Raw genomic sequence first — 18844 nt, forward strand, 5'->3', positions numbered from 1 at the left:
GACATGAAACATGTCTATTGAGGAGCGGCACACCCACGTGCCGATCGCCGGATCCCCGCTGCACGTCGTCGAGACGGGCGACCCCCTGGGCAGGCCGGTGCTGTTCCTGCACGGCTGGCCGGAGTCATGGCGAACCTGGCGGGGCGTGATGGAGGCGGCGGGGACGGACGCCAGGCTCCTGGCCGTCGACCTGCCGGGGATCGGCGACTCCACGGGGCCTGCCCCCGGCGGGTCCAAACTCCGCCTGGCGGGGATGGTGCACGAACTCGTCCTGAGCCTCGGCCTCACCGACCTCACGCTGGTCGGTCACGACGCCGGCGGCATGATCGCCTACGCCTACCTGCGACGGTACGGCGCCGCCCGGGTGGTGATCATGAACACGGTGATCCCCGGTGTGGCCCCCTGGAAGGACGTCCTGGCGAACCCGTACATCTGGCACTTCGGCTTCCACGCCGTGCCCGCCCTGCCGGAGACCCTGGTCAGGGGACGCCAGGCCGCCTACTTCGACTACTTCTACGACGTGCTTTCCGTCGACCCGGCGAGGATCACCCCGGAGTCACGCCGCGCCCACGCCGCCGCCTACGCGCGTGACACGGCGCTCACCGCGGGGTTCGACCTCTACCGCGCCCTCCCCCAGGACGCGCTGGACAACGCGGCCCTCGCCGAGGCGGAACCGGTCGGCACACCCCTCCTCTACCTGCGGGGCGACGGCGAGGGCGGCGACATCACCGCCTACGCCCAGGGCCTCAGGGAGGCGGGCGTCCTGCGGCCGGCCACCGCGCTGATCCCCGGTGTCGGCCACTTCGCCCAGGAGGAGGCACCCGCCCAGGTCTGGAAGCTCATTCACGACTTCACCAGGTGACGGGCAGCTCGCGCACGCCGTAGATCACCGAGTCGACACGCAGACCGAGCTCCTCGACCGGACGGGCCAGAGCGAGGCCGGGGAAGCGGGCGAACAGCCTGGAGATCGCGACCTCAAGCTCGACCCTGGCCAGGTTCTGGCCGAGACACTGGTGCGGGCCGAACCCGAACGCGACATGGAACCTCGGATCACGCCGCAGGTCCAGCCGGTCGGGCTCGGGGAAGGCGCGCTCGTCCCTGTTGGCCGACAGCAGGGAGAGCACCACCCCCTCACCGGCCTGTACGGTCACCCCGCCCACCTCCAGCGGCGCCGTCGCCATCCGCGCCATGGGCCCCTGCGTGATTGTCAGGAACCTCAGCAGCTCAGCCACCGCGGGACGGACGAGAGCCGGGTCGGCGCGCAGCTCGGCGAGCTGCCCGGGATGGTCGAGCAGGGTCAGGACGCTCAGCGCCAGCGCGTTCGCCGTGGTCTCGTGCCCGGCGATCAGGAGCACCCGCGCCATGCCGAGCGCCTCGTCATGGGTGAGCTCGCCGGCGTTCACCCGCGCCGCGATCCTGCTGAGCAGGTCGTCCTTCGGCTCACGCTCCCTGTCGGTCAGGAGCCGGTCGAGATAGACGGCGATCTCGGCGAAGGCGGGCCCCGCGACCTCGGGCGGGTTGGAGGACAGGATGGCCGCGCTACGGGTCTGGAAGAAGGCGTGGTCCTCGTACGGCACGCCGAGGAGCCCGCAGATCACCAGCGTCGGCACCGGCAGGGCGAAGCGCCGGACCAGGTCGGCCGGGCCGCCGTCCTTCTCCAGGTCGTCGAGCAGGCCGTCGACCACGCCCTCGATCGTCGGCCGCATCGTCTCGACGCGCGGGACGCTGAACTCGGAGGTGAGCATCCGCCGCAGCCGTCCGTGCTCGGGGTCGTCCATCCGGGTGAACGACAACTCACCCGGCTTGGCGCCGGGCAGCAACTGGGGGAAGCCGGCGAGCCTGTCGTCGGCGCTGATCCGGGGGTCGGCCAGTACGGCCCGGACGTCGGCGTGACGGCTCAGCACCCAGTGCTCCTCGCCGTCGGCGAAGTGAAGGCGGCAGGGTGGCTCCCCGCGGAGCTCGGCGAGTTCCGCGGGGACGCCGTACGGGTCCGGTCGGTGGATGGGAAACGTACGTGCGGTGGGCCGGTCCATGGTGCCCCTTCCTCACAGGCGGGAGGCAGTGTCCCTCAGTCAACCGGCTCGAATCATATGCAGCCGGTAATGCCTGGAGAAGGGGCGAAAAAAACAGAGCATTTTCCGATAAATGGACTTGAAAGGGGCGGCTTTTCTGTTCTCTCTTCCTGACACCCGGGAGCAGGTTCGTACGGTTGGTGCGTCTACGGTACGGGCGCGGCATGGAGCGCCCGGATCGCTCGGTTCAGCCGGTCACACGGCCTTGAGGCAGTGCTCCTCGACGGTCTCCAGCTGCCTGGCGTAGATCTCGCGCAGCCCTTCCCAGCCGTGGTCACGCGCCTTCTTCCCACGGATTGGACCCACCGGGTATCCGTCGAGAAGGTGTTCGGCGACGTTGAAGCACAGGTGCCACCCGGCCGCGACCTCCGGCATCCACCTGCGCTCCTTGAGCGTGTGCCGCAGCGTTAATCGTGTCCCGGAGCCGAGCGCGGCCAACTCCCAGCGCAGCCGGTCACCGCCCCAGGTGTATTCGAGCAGAGTCGGCGGTTCCGCGCGGCTCACGAACTCGGACATCCCCGCGGAGATCCCCGGCCCGTCGTCGAGCATCGTCAGCGTCGTCTCACCGACCGTCCCGAGGTCCCTGTCGGCGGTGTAGGGAGACCATTCACCCAGTTGGGCGGGGTCTGTGAGCGCTGCCCACACGCTCTCTGGTGAGTGCCGCAGGTCCCGGACGAAGACGAGAGTCCACCGTCCCCCGTCGGTCTGATAGCCGACCTCGGAGTTCGTCACTGCTCCTCCTGGTTGTCGAGATGGCGTTCAAGGGCGTCGAGATGCCGCTCCCACAGCCGGCGGTACGGCGCGAGCCACTCATCGAGCGCCTCGAACCGCCTGGGCTCGATCCGGTAGATGCGCTGCTGCGCAGCCGTACGACAGGAAATGAAACCGGCCTCCCTCAACACCTTCAGATGCTTGGACATGGTTGGCTGACTGACCGCGAGCACGTCAACAAGCTGCCCGACACTGCTCTCCGCCCTGAGCAGCCGATCGAGGATCCGTCTCCTCGTCGGCTCAGCAAGCACAGCGAACACATCCACAGGCACCCCCCAAATATGCCTCGCCGGGAATATACCTGACAAGCCCTACGGCAAGGCATGAGACGAACGACGGCCATCCAAAGGGTGAAGTGCTGGTTTCCGTGCGAGGTGTCCGTTTTCTAGACTGTCAAGCGGCCTTATTGAGTTGTCCTAAAACCTTCTGTATTTGACGCTCTTCAGTCGACTGAGCCGAGTTCGAACCAGATCACCGCCCGACGGAGTCACGGTGGAACCTCCACAAAATGGCAAGGCCATCGACGAGCGCAAGTCCGCGACCGCTCATGGCACCCGGTGCTGGATCCCTCCGCAGGAGGTTTCGGGTGCCCGAACCCTGCTTCGATCACGCTCTCGTTGGCTCTTGGGCGGGGTGCATGGGGAGGGATCGAGATGAGGGCGGCATTCTCGGTCCGATGGGAACCGGTGCGCCCAGAACCGTCGACCCCGGTCGGGTCGATACGTTATCGACGCCAGATGAGCGGACGTGCCCGCCGGTGCCCGGTCGCTGGTCACAGCAGAGACATCGACCAGTGATCGGAGGGCGCTCCTGCGGACGTGGCACCTTCCTGCTCTTGATCATTTGGCAAGGAAAGGCGAGGCCATCACGGGCGTGACCTTCCCACAGAGCCAGCGCGAGCCTGACGCGACGCCGTGATCATGATGCCATCAGGACACGATCGAATCTGCTTTCTGGTCGGCGGATGCCTCTGGAGGATGCGAAGGGGGGCGGGCAGGAAGCTCATCGGTGTCGCCAACGAGCCAGCGCAGGAACCCGATGATGTGGGCGTTCATGTCGGAGCCCACTGCGGCGACGGCCTCTTTGGCTCGTTGATGGAGCTCTCGGTCCGGGCGGCAGACCACAGAAGCGTTCTTGTGCTTGTTGGGCATGGAACTAACGTTTCACGGTGGCTAGCCACCGTGAACAGGCAGTACGCTAGCCACCGTTATTTCGAGGCTGCATTGGCGGTCGGCGGTCACTGGGTCCGCCACCACCGGCTCCCCCCGACGGCCAGGAGACCACGTGCGTGACAGAAGGATGGTGGATCTATTCGCCGGGCCGGGAGGACTGGATGTGGCCGCGCGTCGACTCGGTATTTCCGGGATCGGCATCGAGTGGGACTCGAACGCCTGTGAGACCCGTCGGAAGGCCGCCTTGCAAACGATGCAAGGCGACGTGCGTCTGTTCGAGCCCTCGAAATTCAAAGAGGCCACCATCCTCGCAGGTGGTCCGCCATGCCAGACGTACACCGTCGCAGGTAACGGCGCAGGGCGCCGCGCGTTGGATACCGTACTCGGTTTCGCTAGACGTATGGCGGGAGGCGAGGACGTCACCTCAGACCTGAGGATGCTCGCGGATGAGCGCACGGGCTTGGTGCTGGAGCCGCTGCGGTGGGCGCTTATGGCGCTGCAGGCTGGTCATCCCTATGAAGCGGTGATACTGGAGCAGGTGCCAGCCGTACTGCCGGTTTGGAAGGCGGTGGGCGAGATCCTCGAAGGAAAAGGCTATTCGGTGGCTTGCGGTGTTCTTCGCACTGAGGAGTACGGGGTACCGCAGACACGCCGTCGTGCCATATTGATCGCTCGCCTCGTAGGAAAGGCCATCCTGCCGGCACCGACGCATCGTCCGTACCGGAAGGGGGTCTCCCGAAGCAAGGGGGATCCAAAGTTGTCTCCGTGGGTGGCGATGGACGACGTCATCGAACGATCGGAGCCTTTCGTCGTGGTCTCCAACTACGGTACCGGAGGTGATCCTAAGGCCCGCGGTCGTCGTTATTCCACCGAGCCGGCCGCCACCGTTACCGGGAAGGTCTCTCGCAATCGAGTCGTCTCTCTCAATGGTGCGGAGCTGAACCGCTTCACTCATGCCGAAGCGGGGCGGCTGCAAACTTTTCCTGTTGACTTTCCTTGGGCGGGCCGCGACATCGCTCAGCAGATAGGCAACGCCGTTCCCCCTCGCCTCGCCATCCATGTTCTGGCGGCCGCACTCGACATTGGTGGAGATGTCCTGGATGAGGCCCTTTCGGAGACAACGACATGGCGGGACCCTCTCTGGAGGGAGAGTAAGGTGATCTCTGCGGTAGAGCCTCGGCACCTACTCAGTGTCACCGCTTGACATCGGATTTCACTGTCAAGCCGGTCGGCCTCACGGATAGCCTGTGCTCGGCGGCCCGTTTCCGCAGGACCACCTCTGACGAGTTCGCCGAAGTCACCTCTGATGCACGTTGCGGTGCGACGGTCGCGATAGATCCCATACGGTGAGCTCATGGCAGTTGAAAGACCGACTCGGGCGTCCAGTGAGAGCGTTCGCAAAAGCATGCAGGCCAATCGGGGTCGCGACACCAAGCCGGAACTGGCTCTGCGACGCGCGGCTCATGCGCTCGGCCTTCGCTATCGGGTTTCCACTCGTCCACTACCGGCCATCCGTCGGACGGCCGACATGGTCTTCACCAAGGCCAAGGTTGCGGTCTTCATGGATGGTTGCTTCTGGCATGGTTGTCCCGAGCATCACACCAAGGCGGTGACCAATGCCGATTACTGGTCGGACAAAGTGCACAGAAATCGTGCGCGTGATGCTGAGACCGATCGGATTCTCGTAGCCTCCGGCTGGAGGGTGGTACGCGTCTGGGAGCACGAGGATCCAATCGCATCGGCACAGCGAATCGCCGAAGAGGTACGCCTCGCTTGCTCTCGCTGAAGCCTTCGAGGCTATGGGTTCTGGCGGCGGTAGAAGCCCTAGGATTCCCAGGTTGAAGGATGGATTTGAACGTCGTCGCGGTCTTCTCGTCGGATCCAAGGGCAGCGGAAGGCCGCCACGTTACCAGGATCGCTCCCTCCTTGATCCACAAGAAACCGTGCATTCAAGGATATAGGCATCAATTTTCGGCTTAGGGCACTTTCTGTTCTATTCTGTCCGTTTCGGGTGAAATCGGTGGGGCCCTCTCGTCCGGCTCAGAACTCCTCGACTTCGTCCCGCTCGCGGACCAGACGGTCCCCATGTCCGGGTGGCCAGGGTGCCCATGGCGGACTTCCCCCTGGGCGCCTTGAGCGATCGGTGCCTTGACCTCACTGGCCACGCGCACCATGCCGTCCGAAACTAAGGATCGGAACCGTGTCCGGTCTCTCCGGTGCCCCGTCCTCCCTGTAGGTCGGATCTCCATGTTACGAGGGGGGCTCACTTCTCTAATGCTTCCCGATTCGGAGGCGGTCGGGACTACCATTGCGCTGGTAAATGTCGGTGACGCCCCTTATAGTTGCATGCCCGTGCCGGCTGGTTTGCGCGATGAGGTGCGCTGCGGTGGTGATGCTCACCAAGCGGTTTCGGGATGCCGGGGGCGGCAGCCTTCAAGACCAGGCACGAGAAGCATGGGGTCGTAATGACGGCGCGGCAAGACTGGAAACCGGATTTCGAACTCGCGCAAGAGGTCAAGGGACAGTTCGATCGGGCGATCCTGTCGTATAAGGCGAATCCTAACCTCATCACTGAGCACGCTAATCACGAAGAGTCGATCCGAGTCGGTGGGTACGCCAATCGGACACTCCTTGAGCTTGTGCAGAATGCGGCGGACGCCATGTCCGGTGGGGGGGCGGACCATGTCGGCGCTGGCCGTGTGGAGATCGTCCTCGACATGCGGTCCGCGACGCTGTACTGCGCAAATGCCGGGCGCCCGTTCTCTAAGAGCGGCTTGACGGCGATCGCTCATGCGCACCTCAGCGGCAAACGCGGCGACGAGATCGGACGCTTCGGCCTGGGCTTCAAGTCGGTACTCGCGGTGACCGATGCCCCTCAGGTGTTCAGTCGATCGGTCTCCTTTGAGTTCAACTCGGCCGAGGCCAGGGCTGCGATCATCGGTGTAGGAGCGCCGGTGAAGAGGCTGCCTGTGCTGAGAACCGCCACCTTGCTCGACGCCGGATCCGCGTTCGAGGAAGATCGGGTGCTCGCCGAGCTGGCCGAATGGGCGGTGACGGTCGTCAAGTTGCCTCAAGCTTCGAATCTGACGCGCCTGAAGCAGGAAATCCATGGGTTTCGGTCGGAACTCCTCTTGTTCGTCACCGACGTGCGTGAGGTTCGACTCCGAGTGATTGATGCCGAGGAGGAGTTCAGCGCAAGCCACATCTCCCGAGATCTCGGCGGTGATCGATTCAGAATCGAGGGTTTGGGCGGGATCGGGAATGAGTGGATCGTCAGGAACCGGATGCACTCTCCGTCCCACCAGGCCCGAAGCGAGGTCGGAGAAGCGGTCTCGCGCGACCAGGTCAAGGTCACGGTCGCGATGCCGGTCCGTAATGCGCAGCGCAAGATCGGTGAGTTCTGGTCGTACTTCCCGCTGCAGGACCAGACCTCTGCTTCGGCTCTGTTCAACGCCCCGTGGAGCGTCAACGACGACCGGACGACTCTGCTCAAGAACACTTATAACCGAGAGATTCTGGCAACTCTCTCCGAGATGTTCGTGGAGATGCTCCCCGAGGTCGCGTCGGTTGACGACCCTGCCGCCCACCTCGACTACATGCCTGCGCGTGGCCGTGACCGCGAGGTGCTCTCGTTCGGCGACGATGTCTTCTGCTCGCATGTGCCGAAGCTCGCGGCGCGGCTCGAGATCGTTCCCGATGCTATGGGCAGACGGAGGACCGCTGGAGACCTTCGCCCGCTCGACTTCGGGATCGCCGGTGTTTCGGAGAGGGATCACCAGGACTGGATCAGCTCTCCGAACACAGGAGATGACGTCCCGCATTGGCGCTGCTACGCGACCCAGCAAAGAATCGCCCGTCTACGGCAACTCTGCGCCTTCAGTGTCGCTTCTGAGAACCTGGAGATCAATGCTCGGGATGAGAAGCGAGTACTTGAGGTGATGCCAAGTCGCGGCGTCCTGAGCTGGTTGCGCGAGTGGGCCGAGGGCGCGGACCCCGGTTCATCGGCGAGGGCGTTCGCCTTCGTCCTCCAGCACCCCAAGATCGATGGCATCAACAGCGCGCGAGTGATCCCGACCACACGTGGAATGTGCTCCCTGAAGGACCGGAGCAACGTCTTCATGCGGCGGATCGACGACGTCGACATTGAGGGCGCGAGCTTCATCACCGCAGATTTCCTTGCGATCCCGGGAATCGACAAGAACCTGCGCGACCAGGGGTTCCGCGATCTAGACCCCCTCGCCATCCTCCGAGCGCGTCTCAACAATCTCTCCCTGACCTCTGATGACGAGGACCTGACCAAGTTCTGGGAGGCGGTCCTCAACGTCTCGGCATCAGATGCCGAGAAGATGGTGTCGTCGAAGGAGACGACCGGGTACATCAAGGTCCCGACGCGTGACGGCGGGTGGTCGTGGCCCAGTCAGGTCCTGGACATCGACGGGTTCGGGGACGAGTTCGGTGAGCGTCTGCTGGATCGGCGTCGGTGCGTTCCACAGGTGGCACATGCGGTCGGCGTCGTCCACGGCCCTGTGAAGGAGTACTCGACAGAGGACGAGGTCTTCTTCGAGGACTACCGCCAGTGGGTGTTGGATTTCCTTAACGCCCGGCGAGGACCGGGCGAACGGGAGATCGAGCGGATCGAGTTCGTCCAGAACACAGGCTCCGGTCCGTTCTCGGTCCTCATCATGCTGCGGGACGCAGGCGCGCCTGAGCAGACACGAGAGATGTGGACGACACAACTGCTCAGGTTCAATGATGAGCCCTGGACCGTCGAGGACCTCGATTCCAATCAGACCTATCGGGTCGCCTCGCCGGTTCGATGGGCAGTGGACCGTTCCGGTGTGCTCAAGTCGAACAGAGGCTTCCGGCCTCCGCGAAGGGTCGTGTCGGCCACGCTCGTCGAGTTCGAGGACCTGCTCCCCCTCTACCGAGGTCCTCGACACGTCGAGGACGTGCTGAAGCTGCCCAGCGAGCTGGCCCAAGTACCGTCGGATGTGTTGCGGGAAGCCCTCGAAGCGGACCTCTTCCCGTCTCGTGTCAAGAACCGCACCTTGACGGCGTTCATCATCGCCGCGAGCAGAATTATGTCCCCGCAGGAGCATCCGTTGCGTATCCCAGCCCGTATCGGGAAGGGAGTAGAGTCTCGGCGGCCGGATTTGGTCTATATCGCGACAACCGACGAGGAACAGCGTTTCCTGACAGCTCGTCAGAAGCCCTACCTCAGGGCGGAGAGCGACGACATCTCCGCTCTGGAGGCCGTGGGATGCCGCAGATTTGAGGACAGCTTCTCCTTCTCCATGCTGATCGAGGGGCAGCAGGACGGTGAACGGATCATCGACCTGTACACCGGGCTTCGCTCGACCTTCGGAGTGGACAAGGTCATGAACGCCATCGTCGCAAGGGCTGTGCATCTCGCCAAGCGCGTGACCACCGAGGACGGTGTGGAGGACCAGTCGCTCGACTGGCACCTCGATGGACTTGCGCTGGTCGTGCGAGCAGACCTTGGAGAACGGAAAGTCTTGGAGGTCGTCAACGAGGCGTTCGACCTGAGGCTGTCCAACGCCGAACTGAGCGAAGTGCTGCAGACGGGGTTGGACCAGCGTCTTGAGCAGCAGCGCCAGGCCGCGAAGGCGGCCGTGACCAACGCGGATCGTCTGGAAGTGTTCTTCGGGAACGATACTCTCCGGGAGGCGCTGCCCAAGGGCCTCTGGTCGGCGCTTGAGGCACAGGGGCTGGTGGACGAATCGGCCTCTGTCGCAGAACTCTTCCTCACCGTTTACGGAAGCGATTCGATCCGGTTGCTCGCAGACCAGTTCCGCAACGAGGGGTACACGGACGTTCCCGCCAACTGGGCCGGAGGAGCACCGACCATCGCGTGGCTCCGAAGAATGGGGTTCGGCGCTGAGTACGCTGGCCAACGGAGCCAGCGTCAGGACGATGAGTTCGTCGTTCCCGGGGCCGTCAAACTGAACCCCCTGCACACCTTCCAGAAGGAAATCAGCGCTCAGTTGAGGGACGTCCTGACTCTCAAGGAGTCGAACGGCAACTCGCTCAAGGCAATGGTCGAGCTTCCCACCGGTGCAGGAAAAACGCGAGTGGCTACAGAGACGGTCCTGCGGTTGTTCACTAGTGACGTTCTGCATGGACCGGTGCTTTGGATCGCGCAGTCCGCTGAGCTCTGTGAGCAGGCGGTGCAGACCTGGAGCACGGTATGGCGCGGCCTCGGTGACGAGCGCCCGCTGACGATCGGCAGGCTTTGGGAGAACAACTCAGTCCATGAGCCGGACACCGAATTCAGTGTCATCGTCGCCACGGACGCGAAGCTGGACGTGATCATTGAGAGTCCGGAATACGAGTGGTTGAGCAACGCGTCCGTGGTGATCGTCGATGAAGCTCACCGAGCCGGAAGCTCGCCCAGGTACACAAGAATCCTGAGATGGCTCGGCGTGGACGGGCGCAGTTGGGAGCGACCTCTCGTCGGCCTCTCTGCTACGCCGTTCAAGGGTTCGGTGAGCGATGGGACTGAGACGAAGGAACTGGCCGCACGGTTCGGACATCGCAAGATCAAGGCTTTTGGAGGAGCCAACGCCTATCGGGAACTCTCCCGTATCGGTGTGCTCGCTCGCGTCCAACACGAGGTGCTTCCGGGAATCGACGTCGCTTTGGACGCCAACGAGCTGGCCAATGTCCGGAGGCAGCGTAAGCTCGAGCCACAGGTTCTTGATCGCATCGGTCGAGACCAAGCGCGCATGGCGGCCCTCGTGAGCCACATCATGCAGCAGGACCGGGAATGGCCGATCCTCGTGTTCACCCCGAACGTGCTCTCCGCACAGGTGCTCGCGGCGACTCTGCGTTATCGCAAAGTCGAGGCCGCAGCGGTGAGCGGACAGACCGGTCGCCAAGCGCGCAGGGACATCATCGAGCGTTTCAAATCAGGTGAGATTCGTGTGCTCGCCAACTGCGATCTGTTGATCCAGGGATTCGACGCTCCCGGTGTCCGGGCTCTCTACATCGCACGCCCGACGTTCAGCCCGAGCGCTTATATCCAGATGGCTGGCCGTGGTCTTCGCGGCCGGCAGAACGGTGGCGAGGAGGAATGCCTGATCGTCGACATCGCCGACAATTTCGGTGCGGTCAATGACTTCCTCGGATATCGCGAGTACGAGGAACTCTGGCTGGAGCAAGGCGTATGATCCTCGTTCCGGACCTCGCCGACATCGAGGCGACGGCCACGAGCGATGCCGAGCGACGTGTTGCGCGTCTCCTGAGCGCGATCGACGCTCCAGGAGCCGTCGCGTTCCACTCAGTGACATTACGAACCCACGAGACCAAGCAGCAGGCGGAGGCGGACTTCGTCGTGTTGTGGGAGGACGTCGTCGTTCTGGTGGAGGTCAAGGGCGGCGGAGTGAGCAAGCACGACGGCCTCTGGTACACCGTCGACCGACGCGGCGACTGGAAGAGACTTCGTGAATCTCCGATGCGGCAGGCGCAGTCGGCCATGCACGCGTTGCGAGCGATCCTTCACGAAGAAGGCGTCGGCTGGTACGTGAGCGAGGCGGTCGTCATCACGCCCGACATAGACGCCCCTCCTCCGGCGGTCGAGTGGAAGGGGAGTCACTGGTGGGCCAAGGAGGAGATGAGCATCGCGGCCATGACCGCGGCCTTCGAGACCGTCGTCGACGGAACGAAGACGGCACCGTACGGAGCGAAGGTCGCGCGTCTCGACCATCTACGGGCGCGCCTGTTCGGTGAGTTCACCCGAATGCCCGTGATCGATGCTCAGCGTGGAGCCGTACTCGAGGAGCAGAATCGCGCGACGGACGACCAGGCGCGCGTGCTGTCCGCGCTTGCGCGCAATCAGCGCATGATGGTGATCGGAGGGGCAGGCACCGGGAAGTCTCTCGTCTTGGCCGAGGCCGCGAAGCAGGAGGCCGGTGAGGGCAGGTCCGTTCTGATCACCTTTCATTCGCTGGCGCTGGTGGACTTCTTCTCTCCACGTATTACAGGTCGTGCGATCGACCTCTGTCCCTTCGCGGAGCTCGGCGGTGAGACGAAGTACGATGTCGTCCTCGTCGACGAGGCACAGGACCTCATGAACGCCGACGGAATGGACGCACTGGATGCTGTCATCAAGGGAGGGCGCACTGGTGGCCGGTGGCGGATGTTCCTCGATCCCAATAACCAGGCGCACGTCGATGGTTCCTTCGACCCGGATGTCTACGAACTCGTGTCCGATGAGGCACTGCTCCTCGACCTTAATCGCAACGTCCGCAACACCAGGGCGATCGTCCATGTCGTTCAGGAGTACCTGGAGGCTGACATCGGAGATCCTGGAATCGTCAATGGTGAGCGGGTGCAGTGGAGATGGGCCGATGCCAAAGCCGATGTGGCAGCCGCGGAGAGCATAGCGCGTGAGCTCGTCGGTGATGGTGCCCGGCGCAAGGAGATCTGGATCATCAGGGTCACGTCCGACGCGATTCCCTTTCGGAGCGCCGAGGGTTTCACCGTTACCAGCCCGCGCTACGCGAAGGGACTGGAGGCAGAGCACGTGGTCGTCTGCGACCTACCCGAGGTCTATGACGAGCATGGGCTTGCCAGGTTATACGTGGCCGTTACCAGACCACGGGTCACGCTTCATGTCGTCGCGTCCAAGGAGGACAAACGGCGGCTCCAGGAGCTCATCCGGAAGCAGGTCGGAAAGTGAACCTCACCGAGGCGCAGCGCGCGGCACTGAAGCACCTTCGGAACACCTACGTCGGGCCGGACGGGGGAGAGGAAGAGGTGACTCGCAACCTTCCGCACCGGCAGTACGCCGTCGGGATGTTGTTCCCCGTTGCTTCAGAGGTTCACGGCGGGGATCAAGTCGAACCGGAGAACGGACTCTCGGCGGATGTACCGGAGCGGGACGTCGAAGAGGACGGTGCCACAGTCCCATTGGCCGAGGATTGGCGTCCTTCGTCGGTGGCGATCTCCTTCATCACTGACGGCGACTCCGTCGAGGCGCGCTTCTCGTGCGGTACGTACTCTCAAGCGTCTGTTGACGGGCCGCCCAAGTGGCGCCGGAGCCCGTTCGTCTCCGACAAGATCACGCTCACGAGGGGGCAAGGTCCACTGCTTCTGGCGGTGGGTGACGTGCCCGTCGAGATCGGGTCACGCTGGCGTGACTTCAAGGGAAGCTTCCTTGTCACGGTCCATATCAGGGTGATGTCCGAGTCCACCGGAAACGATCGTCTCGACATCGCTCATATGCTTTTCCAGGTGCGGTTGTCCATCAATCCCACCGCAGGCGCACAGATCATGGAGTACGACACCACCCGCTTGTTCGTCGGTGATCCTGAGACTGCCGAGCTACGGCTCCGGTTCCGTAACCGGAAGGTCTATGCGGTCGGGCACGGAATGGCCGCCGACTGGGACTTCACGGGTGATCGCTGTACCGAGATCTTCCTCGATCCGGTACCGGCGTTCGTCGTACCCGCCGTCGAGACCACGGGTTTTGCCGAGGGCACTGCTGAAGCGGGATCTTTGAAGCTCGCTCACCTCCTGCGGATGGATTCGGACTCCGAGCCGGTGCTCCGCTCTCTGGACGCGTTCGTCGACGCGTTCGCCGAGTGGGCGAACGGCCAGACACGGCGAGCCGAAGAGTTCACCGACGAGATCGAAGTCGCTCGAAGGATCGCCGCCCGCTCCCAGGACGCGGTTGAACGTATGCGAGCTGGAGTGGCACTGCTTCGCGATCCGTCCCAGGGACGCCTCCGTACGGCCTTCTCGCTCGGCATGACCGCGATGCGTCTGCAGATGCGTCAGTCCTCAATCACCCGTGACGGTCCTGAGGGCGGCTCGAAGGAACCTCACTGGAGGCCGTTTCAACTCGGATTCCTGCTCGTCTCGCTCGCCTCTGCGGTCGACGAGAAGCACGCCGATCGTGACCTTGTCGATCTCATCTGGTTCCCGACCGGCGGCGGTAAGACCGAGGCGTATCTCGGTCTCGCGGCGATCGAGGTCTTTCGCCGCCGACTGGCCTATGGTACGGCGGGTGGTGGCACCGCTGTGATCACCCGGTACACCCTTCGGCTTCTGACCTCCCAGCAGTTCCAGCGAGCAGCCGCGCTGATCTGTGCCATGGAGCTGCTGCGTCGCACCGATTCTCGAGTGAGGGGAATGACGCCTTTCACGATCGGACTGTGGGTGGGCAACGAGGTCACACCCGGGACACGCTCGGAGGCTCAGGCAGCGCTTGAACGGCTGCTGAAGGCGGCACGCCCCGAGGAAGCCAACCAGTTCCAGGTAGAGAGCTGCCCCTGGTGCTTGACACCGATGCTTCCCAAGGCCAAGAGCGCGAAGTCACAGGACTACGGCATGCGTCTGCTCGGCAAAGACGTCATCTTGCACTGTGTCGACGACTCGTGCCAGTTCAGCGACGAACTGCCGCTCGTCGTCGTCGACGATGTCCTGTACGACGATCCGCCCACGATCCTGCTGGCGACCGTCGACAAGTTTGCCCGCCTGCAGTTCAAGCCCGCAGCGGGAAGGCTTCTGGGCCTTGGGACCATGTTCAAGCAGCCTTCCATGGTCATCCAGGATGAGCTGCATCTTCTGTCCGGGCCGCTGGGCACCACCGTCGCGGTGTTCGACGCCGTGATTCAGCTCCTGCTGAGCCGGACAGGTAGCAGCCCCAAGATCGTCGCCTCCACCGCGACCATCCGTGCCTCCGACGATCAGGTTCAGGGGTTGTACGGACGTAAGGTCGTGCTCTATCCACCGTCCGGACTTGATGACGACCGGACCTTCTTCTCGCGACCTGTCGAGAACGGAGAAGGGCGGCTTTACGTCGGGCTCATGCCGCAGTCGGTGTCCCAACCCTCGGCCGTCATCTCTGCGGTCACCCCGCTCGTCGAGATGCCCGAGGTTCTTTCCGCCGGGCGCGAAGTCGTCGCGGCCAGAGACGCCTACTGGACGTTGGTCATGTACCACAATTCCCTTCGGGAACTCGGACGCACCGGAACGCTCGTGGTCGATGACGTGAGGGCCCGACTCGAGCCCCGGGCGGAACGTCTGGGCCTTCCGCTGCGACCGGTCAGGGCGGGGCGTGTGCTGGAGCTGACAAGCCGGAAGGGAGCGGAGGAACTTCCCGGCGACCTCCGGGCGCTTCGGATTAGTGTGGACGAATCTCCAGAAGCGATCGACGTCGTCCTGTCATCGAACATGCTCTCCGTCGGCATCGATATCCCCAGGCTCGCCCTGATGCTCATGGTCGGGCAGCCGAAGACGACCGCCGAGTACATTCAGGCGACGAGTCGTGTCGGACGTGGCGACACGAAGGGCATCGTGGTGACGCTTTTCAGGTCGAGTCGTGCGCGGGATCGGTCGCACTTCGAGACCTTCCACGGATACCACGAGGCGCTTTACCGCAGTGTTGAGCCGACAAGCGTGACGCCCTGGTCGCTGTCATCGCGGGAGCGTTCACTGGCCGGAGCGCTTGTGGCACTGGTACGGCAATCGTTCACCCCGCTGGCCGACAACAACGCGGCACGACATTTCGACCTTGAGGGCACGACGCTCAGTGATGCGGTGGCGGGTCTCGTCGACTGCTTCCTCGGATACGTGGCCCGAGCCGACGACGTCGAGGCGGGTGAGACGCGAGAAGCGGTTTGGAGCCTTCTACGTGACTGGGACCGTCGGGCGAGATCGGCCCGCGAAGCAGACGAGACATTCGGCTACGAGCGGTCGGGGAACGTTGACGCCGCACTGCTCAAGAGATTCGGTCAATCCGGAGAAGGATGGCTCGTCGGTGACTCGATGAGGTCGGTCGAACCGAACGTGGCCGTGGATGTTCAGGAACCTCAGGAGGAGGTGCACCGTGGAAAAAATCAGACATGACCTGCGGTTATCTGAGACGATCACACCCTTCGGCGTCGGGGCGATCGTGGACGTCCGAGGCGAGTCGCTCATCGCGCCGGACACCTCGTGGTGGGATAAGAAATACGCCCCTGAGATCAGCTGTGAGCGACTCCTCGCCAGAATCGGTGCCGGTGTTCTGAGGCAGCCACCGACCCATGCCGGGCATGGCGGCAAGAACATGGCTGCCCTGCTCTACTGGCGATTTCCCTCCTGGCGATTCTGCGAGAGGTGCTCCAAGCTCTCCAAACTGACCGGGAAGAAGAAGGGCAAGTGGAGCAACACCTGTGAGTGCGGTGGATTCCTCGTTCCTATGCGCTATATCGCGATCTGCGAGCAGGGCAGTCACGCTCAGGACGTTCCGTGGTTCATGTGGGTGCACCGGGGCCGAGAGGCGTCCCAGGACGATTCGGTTCGCTTCTGCCGCGCTTACAAGGAACTTCGGTTCGAAAGGTTGTCCGGCCGAGGCGAGGGCTTGGTCTCTCTCCAAGTCAAGTGCTATGGATGTGGGCATGCACGGTCACTGGCGGAGCTTGTGACGAAAGGTGCTCTGCATCGCGACGGTATTCACTGTGTCGGCCGGCAACCCTGGGAGCCAGAAGGCTCCGTAAAGAGACCGTGTAATCACCATCTCGTGGCGACTCAGAGAGGAGCGACGGGGAACTACATCGCTGAGCGGATCTCCGCGCTCGACATCCCTGAGGAGCGCCCTCGGTCCGCAGAGATCGCCGACAAGATCCGCGGCCATGTCTTCTTCGAGAAACTCGTGGCGGACAACGGTGGTCCCCAAGCGGAGGTTATCGCGGGATGGATAGCCACCGAGTTCGGTGTGGCTCCAGAGACCGTCCTCGAAGTCGCGGCAGGAGACGAGCCCGAGGCTGACGATGTGCTGCTCGACCTCAAAGACGGTGAGTGGGCTGCCTTCCTGAAGAAACTCGAGGGTGGGCGAGACAGTACCGGTGGTGACTTCGTCGTCGACGGATGGAGCCTGGACACGACCTCGGGACCGGAGAGTCTTGTCAGTCGGATCGCCGGTGTCGGACAGGTACGCCGGGTGCGCGAGGTGCGTGCCCTGTGCGGATTCAGGCGCCATAGTGTGGAGGCCGATCTGATCACCGCTGACCTTGGGCCCGATCGGCGGAGGTTCCCCACGTATCCTGCGATCGAGATGTTCGGCGAGGGAATCTTCTTGAGGTTCGACGAGGATGAGCTCGCCCGTTGGGAAGCGCACCCCGATGTTCAGGCGCGTGCGGGAATTCTCATGAAGCGCTGTGCGGATGCCCAGTGGGCCAACCGGCTCGATGTTCCCGAGCCGCGCTACATCGCTTTACATACGTTGTCGCACCTGCTCATCCGCAGGCTGGCGTTCTCCAGCGGATATGCGTCAGCCTCACTGCAAGAACGGATCTACGCGAATTCTGACCGGAAGGACAAGACTGCCGGGATTCTGATCTATACTGCGGCAGGGGACGCCCAGGGAACTCTTGGGGGACTCGTTCGGCTGGGACAGCCGGAGAAAATCATCCCATTGCTCGTCTCTGCACTTGATGACGCTGATGTCTGCTCGAACGACCCCGTGTGCATTGAGAGCGACAGGCAGGGATCATCTCAACTTAATCTGTCCGCTTGCCACGGTTGCTCCCTAGTGAGTGAGACCTCGTGCGAAACCGGCAACAGACTGCTCGATCGTCAGTTGGTGCTCGGAGGAGGAAACGTCCTTGGCTTCTTGGACACGGTTCTGGCGGAGGTGCGTCGGGTAACCGTTACAGAACGATCGGGGTAAAAGCCCGTGCGGAAGTAGCGAACGGGTTGATGCGGACCGTTGGACAGTGCCTCCACGATCCAGAACCAGGCGGAGGGAACCGTCGCGGTCAGGACTGCCGCCGCCCAGAGGGCTGTTGATCGTTTGGACACGGGACGGAAGGTTAACAAGCCTCTCCGACAAGCCAATTTATGCTGATAAATCCGTTGTTTCAGGTCAAGGACTGGACGAGTTCCGGGAGGATCGTGCCCAAGGGGGCGTTGAGGGTGAGAGTGGCGTAGGGGTCGCCTCGGGTCTCGCCCTGGTTGACGATCACCACGGGGATGCCGAGCCTGGCGGCGTGCAGGACGAACCGGCGGCCCGACAACACCGTCAGCGACGACCCGAGGACCAGCAGCAGCCGTGCCTTCGCCACGAGGGCGTAGCACGTGCGCACCCGGTCTGCGGGGACGGTCTCCCCGAAGAAGACGACGTCGGGCTTGAGCGTTCCCCCGCCGCACGCCAGGCACCCGACCACCCGGAACCCGCTGACCTCGGCGTCGTCCAGCTCGACGTCGCCGTCCGGGTTGATCGTGGTGGTCTGGAAACCGAAGGAGGGGTTCGCCTGCCGGAGGCGATGGTTCAGCTCCTCGCGCGGGGTCGAGTCGCCACAGTCGAGGCAAATCACCTGGTGCAGGCTGCCGTGCAGTTCGACGACCTCCCGGGCGCCGCCCGCCTGGTGCAGGCCGTCGACGTTCTGCGTCATGATGCCGGTCACCAGGCCCTGCTGCTGCAGGCGCGCGACCGCGTGATGGCCGTCGTTCGGCGCGGCCTGGGTCATCGTCCGCCAGCCGACGTGGCTGCGGGCCCAGTAACGCCGCCTGGCCGCCTCACTGCCCATGAAGGTCTGGTAGGTCATGGGGGTGTGCCGGCTCAGTGAGCCCTGCGGACCTCGATAGTCGGGGATGCCTGACTCCGTGGACATCCCCGCCCCGCTCAGGACGACGACGCCCCCCTCGCCCAGCAACCCCGCCAGCCTGATCCTGTCCTCGTTCACCCTTTCATGGTGCCTCACCGGGCACGCCGTACGGGCCCGGCGTCAGAGACGATCGATCTTGGCTCGCGACGGCCTACCCTGGGCGTATGGCCCACGCGAAGACATCCTTTGTCTGTCTGCCTTGCCGTGCCTCGTACAA

12 protein-coding genes are annotated in these 18844 nt (G+C 63.7%); 7 read left to right on the plus strand and 5 right to left on the minus strand.

The annotated features are described in order from the left end of the window. Positions 1 to 10 precede the first annotated feature (10 nt). A complete protein-coding gene (locus ABZ463_RS24715; RefSeq protein ID WP_362779380.1) occupies positions 11 to 862 on the plus strand; it encodes an alpha/beta hydrolase in 852 nt (283 codons plus the stop codon). On the opposite strand, the gene ABZ463_RS24720 is transcribed toward ABZ463_RS24715, so the two are convergent. The 4 genes from ABZ463_RS24720 to ABZ463_RS24735 form a co-directional block, all read right to left on the minus strand. Beyond that, positions 852 to 2033, minus strand: coding sequence for a cytochrome P450 (locus ABZ463_RS24720; RefSeq protein ID WP_362779385.1), 1182 nt, complete (start codon positions 2031 to 2033; stop codon positions 852 to 854). The genes ABZ463_RS24715 and ABZ463_RS24720 overlap by 11 nt on opposite strands. Positions 2034 to 2267: 234 nt before the next feature. Beyond that, entirely contained in the window at positions 2268 to 2804 is a 537-nt protein-coding gene (locus tag ABZ463_RS24725; RefSeq protein ID WP_352014218.1) for an SRPBCC family protein, read from the minus strand. After that, entirely contained in the window at positions 2801 to 3115 is a 315-nt protein-coding gene (locus ABZ463_RS24730; protein ID WP_352014217.1) for a metalloregulator ArsR/SmtB family transcription factor, read from the minus strand. Before ABZ463_RS24730 ends, ABZ463_RS24725 begins: the two co-directional genes overlap by 4 nt. 657 nt (positions 3116 to 3772) lie before the next feature. Further along, entirely contained in the window at positions 3773 to 3994 is a 222-nt protein-coding gene (locus tag ABZ463_RS24735) for a hypothetical protein (protein WP_362779389.1), read from the minus strand. Positions 3995 to 4127: 133 nt separating this feature from the next. Between ABZ463_RS24735 and ABZ463_RS24740 the strand changes: the two genes are divergently transcribed. The 6 genes from ABZ463_RS24740 (at position 4128) to ABZ463_RS24765 (ending at position 17690) form a co-directional block, all read left to right on the plus strand. Next, entirely contained in the window at positions 4128 to 5219 is a 1092-nt protein-coding gene (locus ABZ463_RS24740; protein WP_362779391.1) for a DNA cytosine methyltransferase, read from the plus strand. Positions 5220 to 5369: 150 nt separating this feature from the next. Further along, a complete protein-coding gene (locus ABZ463_RS24745; RefSeq protein WP_362779394.1) occupies positions 5370 to 5801 on the plus strand; it encodes a very short patch repair endonuclease in 432 nt (143 codons plus the stop codon). Positions 5802 to 6480: 679 nt separating this feature from the next. Beyond that, positions 6481 to 11205 carry a DEAD/DEAH box helicase family protein gene (locus ABZ463_RS24750; protein ID WP_362779396.1) on the plus strand — a complete coding sequence of 1575 codons (4725 nt, stop codon included), beginning with the start codon at positions 6481 to 6483 and terminating at the stop codon, positions 11203 to 11205. Further along, positions 11202 to 12716, plus strand: a complete 1515-nt coding sequence (locus ABZ463_RS24755; RefSeq protein WP_362779399.1) for an NERD domain-containing protein — start codon at positions 11202 to 11204, stop codon at positions 12714 to 12716. Before ABZ463_RS24750 ends, ABZ463_RS24755 begins: the two co-directional genes overlap by 4 nt. Next, positions 12713 to 15889: a helicase-related protein gene (locus ABZ463_RS24760; protein WP_362779402.1), complete on the plus strand. Its 3177-nt coding sequence runs from the start codon at positions 12713 to 12715 to the stop codon at positions 15887 to 15889. The genes ABZ463_RS24755 and ABZ463_RS24760 overlap by 4 nt, the downstream gene beginning before the upstream one ends. Continuing rightward, complete coding sequence (locus tag ABZ463_RS24765; RefSeq protein WP_362779404.1) at positions 15840 to 17690, plus strand: DUF1998 domain-containing protein; 1851 nt, start codon at positions 15840 to 15842, stop codon at positions 17688 to 17690. The genes ABZ463_RS24760 and ABZ463_RS24765 overlap by 50 nt, the downstream gene beginning before the upstream one ends. A gap of 190 nt (positions 17691 to 17880) precedes the next feature. On the opposite strand, the gene ABZ463_RS24770 is transcribed toward ABZ463_RS24765, so the two are convergent. Beyond that, complete coding sequence (locus ABZ463_RS24770; protein ID WP_362779406.1) at positions 17881 to 18705, minus strand: NAD-dependent protein deacetylase; 825 nt, start codon at positions 18703 to 18705, stop codon at positions 17881 to 17883. Positions 18706 to 18844 lie beyond the last annotated feature (139 nt).

Source organism: Streptosporangium sp. NPDC020145, assembly GCF_040631275.1.
Taxonomy (GTDB): Bacteria; Actinomycetota; Actinomycetes; order Streptosporangiales; family Streptosporangiaceae; genus Streptosporangium.

Bases quoted from the DNA above. Each gene is read 5' to 3' on its own strand.
- ABZ463_RS24715 (WP_362779380.1), top strand. From the start codon at position 11: ATGTCTATTGAGGAGCGGCACACCCACGTGCCGATCGCCGGATCCCCG.
- ABZ463_RS24720 (WP_362779385.1), bottom strand. From the start codon at position 2,033: ATGGACCGGCCCACCGCACGTACGTTTCCCATCCACCGACCGGACCCG.
- ABZ463_RS24735 (WP_362779389.1), bottom strand. From the start codon at position 3,994: ATGCCCAACAAGCACAAGAACGCTTCTGTGGTCTGCCGCCCGGACCGA.
- ABZ463_RS24745 (WP_362779394.1), top strand. From the start codon at position 5,370: ATGGCAGTTGAAAGACCGACTCGGGCGTCCAGTGAGAGCGTTCGCAAA.
- ABZ463_RS24750 (WP_362779396.1), top strand. From the start codon at position 6,481: ATGACGGCGCGGCAAGACTGGAAACCGGATTTCGAACTCGCGCAAGAG.
- ABZ463_RS24755 (WP_362779399.1), top strand. From the start codon at position 11,202: ATGATCCTCGTTCCGGACCTCGCCGACATCGAGGCGACGGCCACGAGC.
- ABZ463_RS24765 (WP_362779404.1), top strand. From the start codon at position 15,840: ATGTTCAGGAACCTCAGGAGGAGGTGCACCGTGGAAAAAATCAGACAT.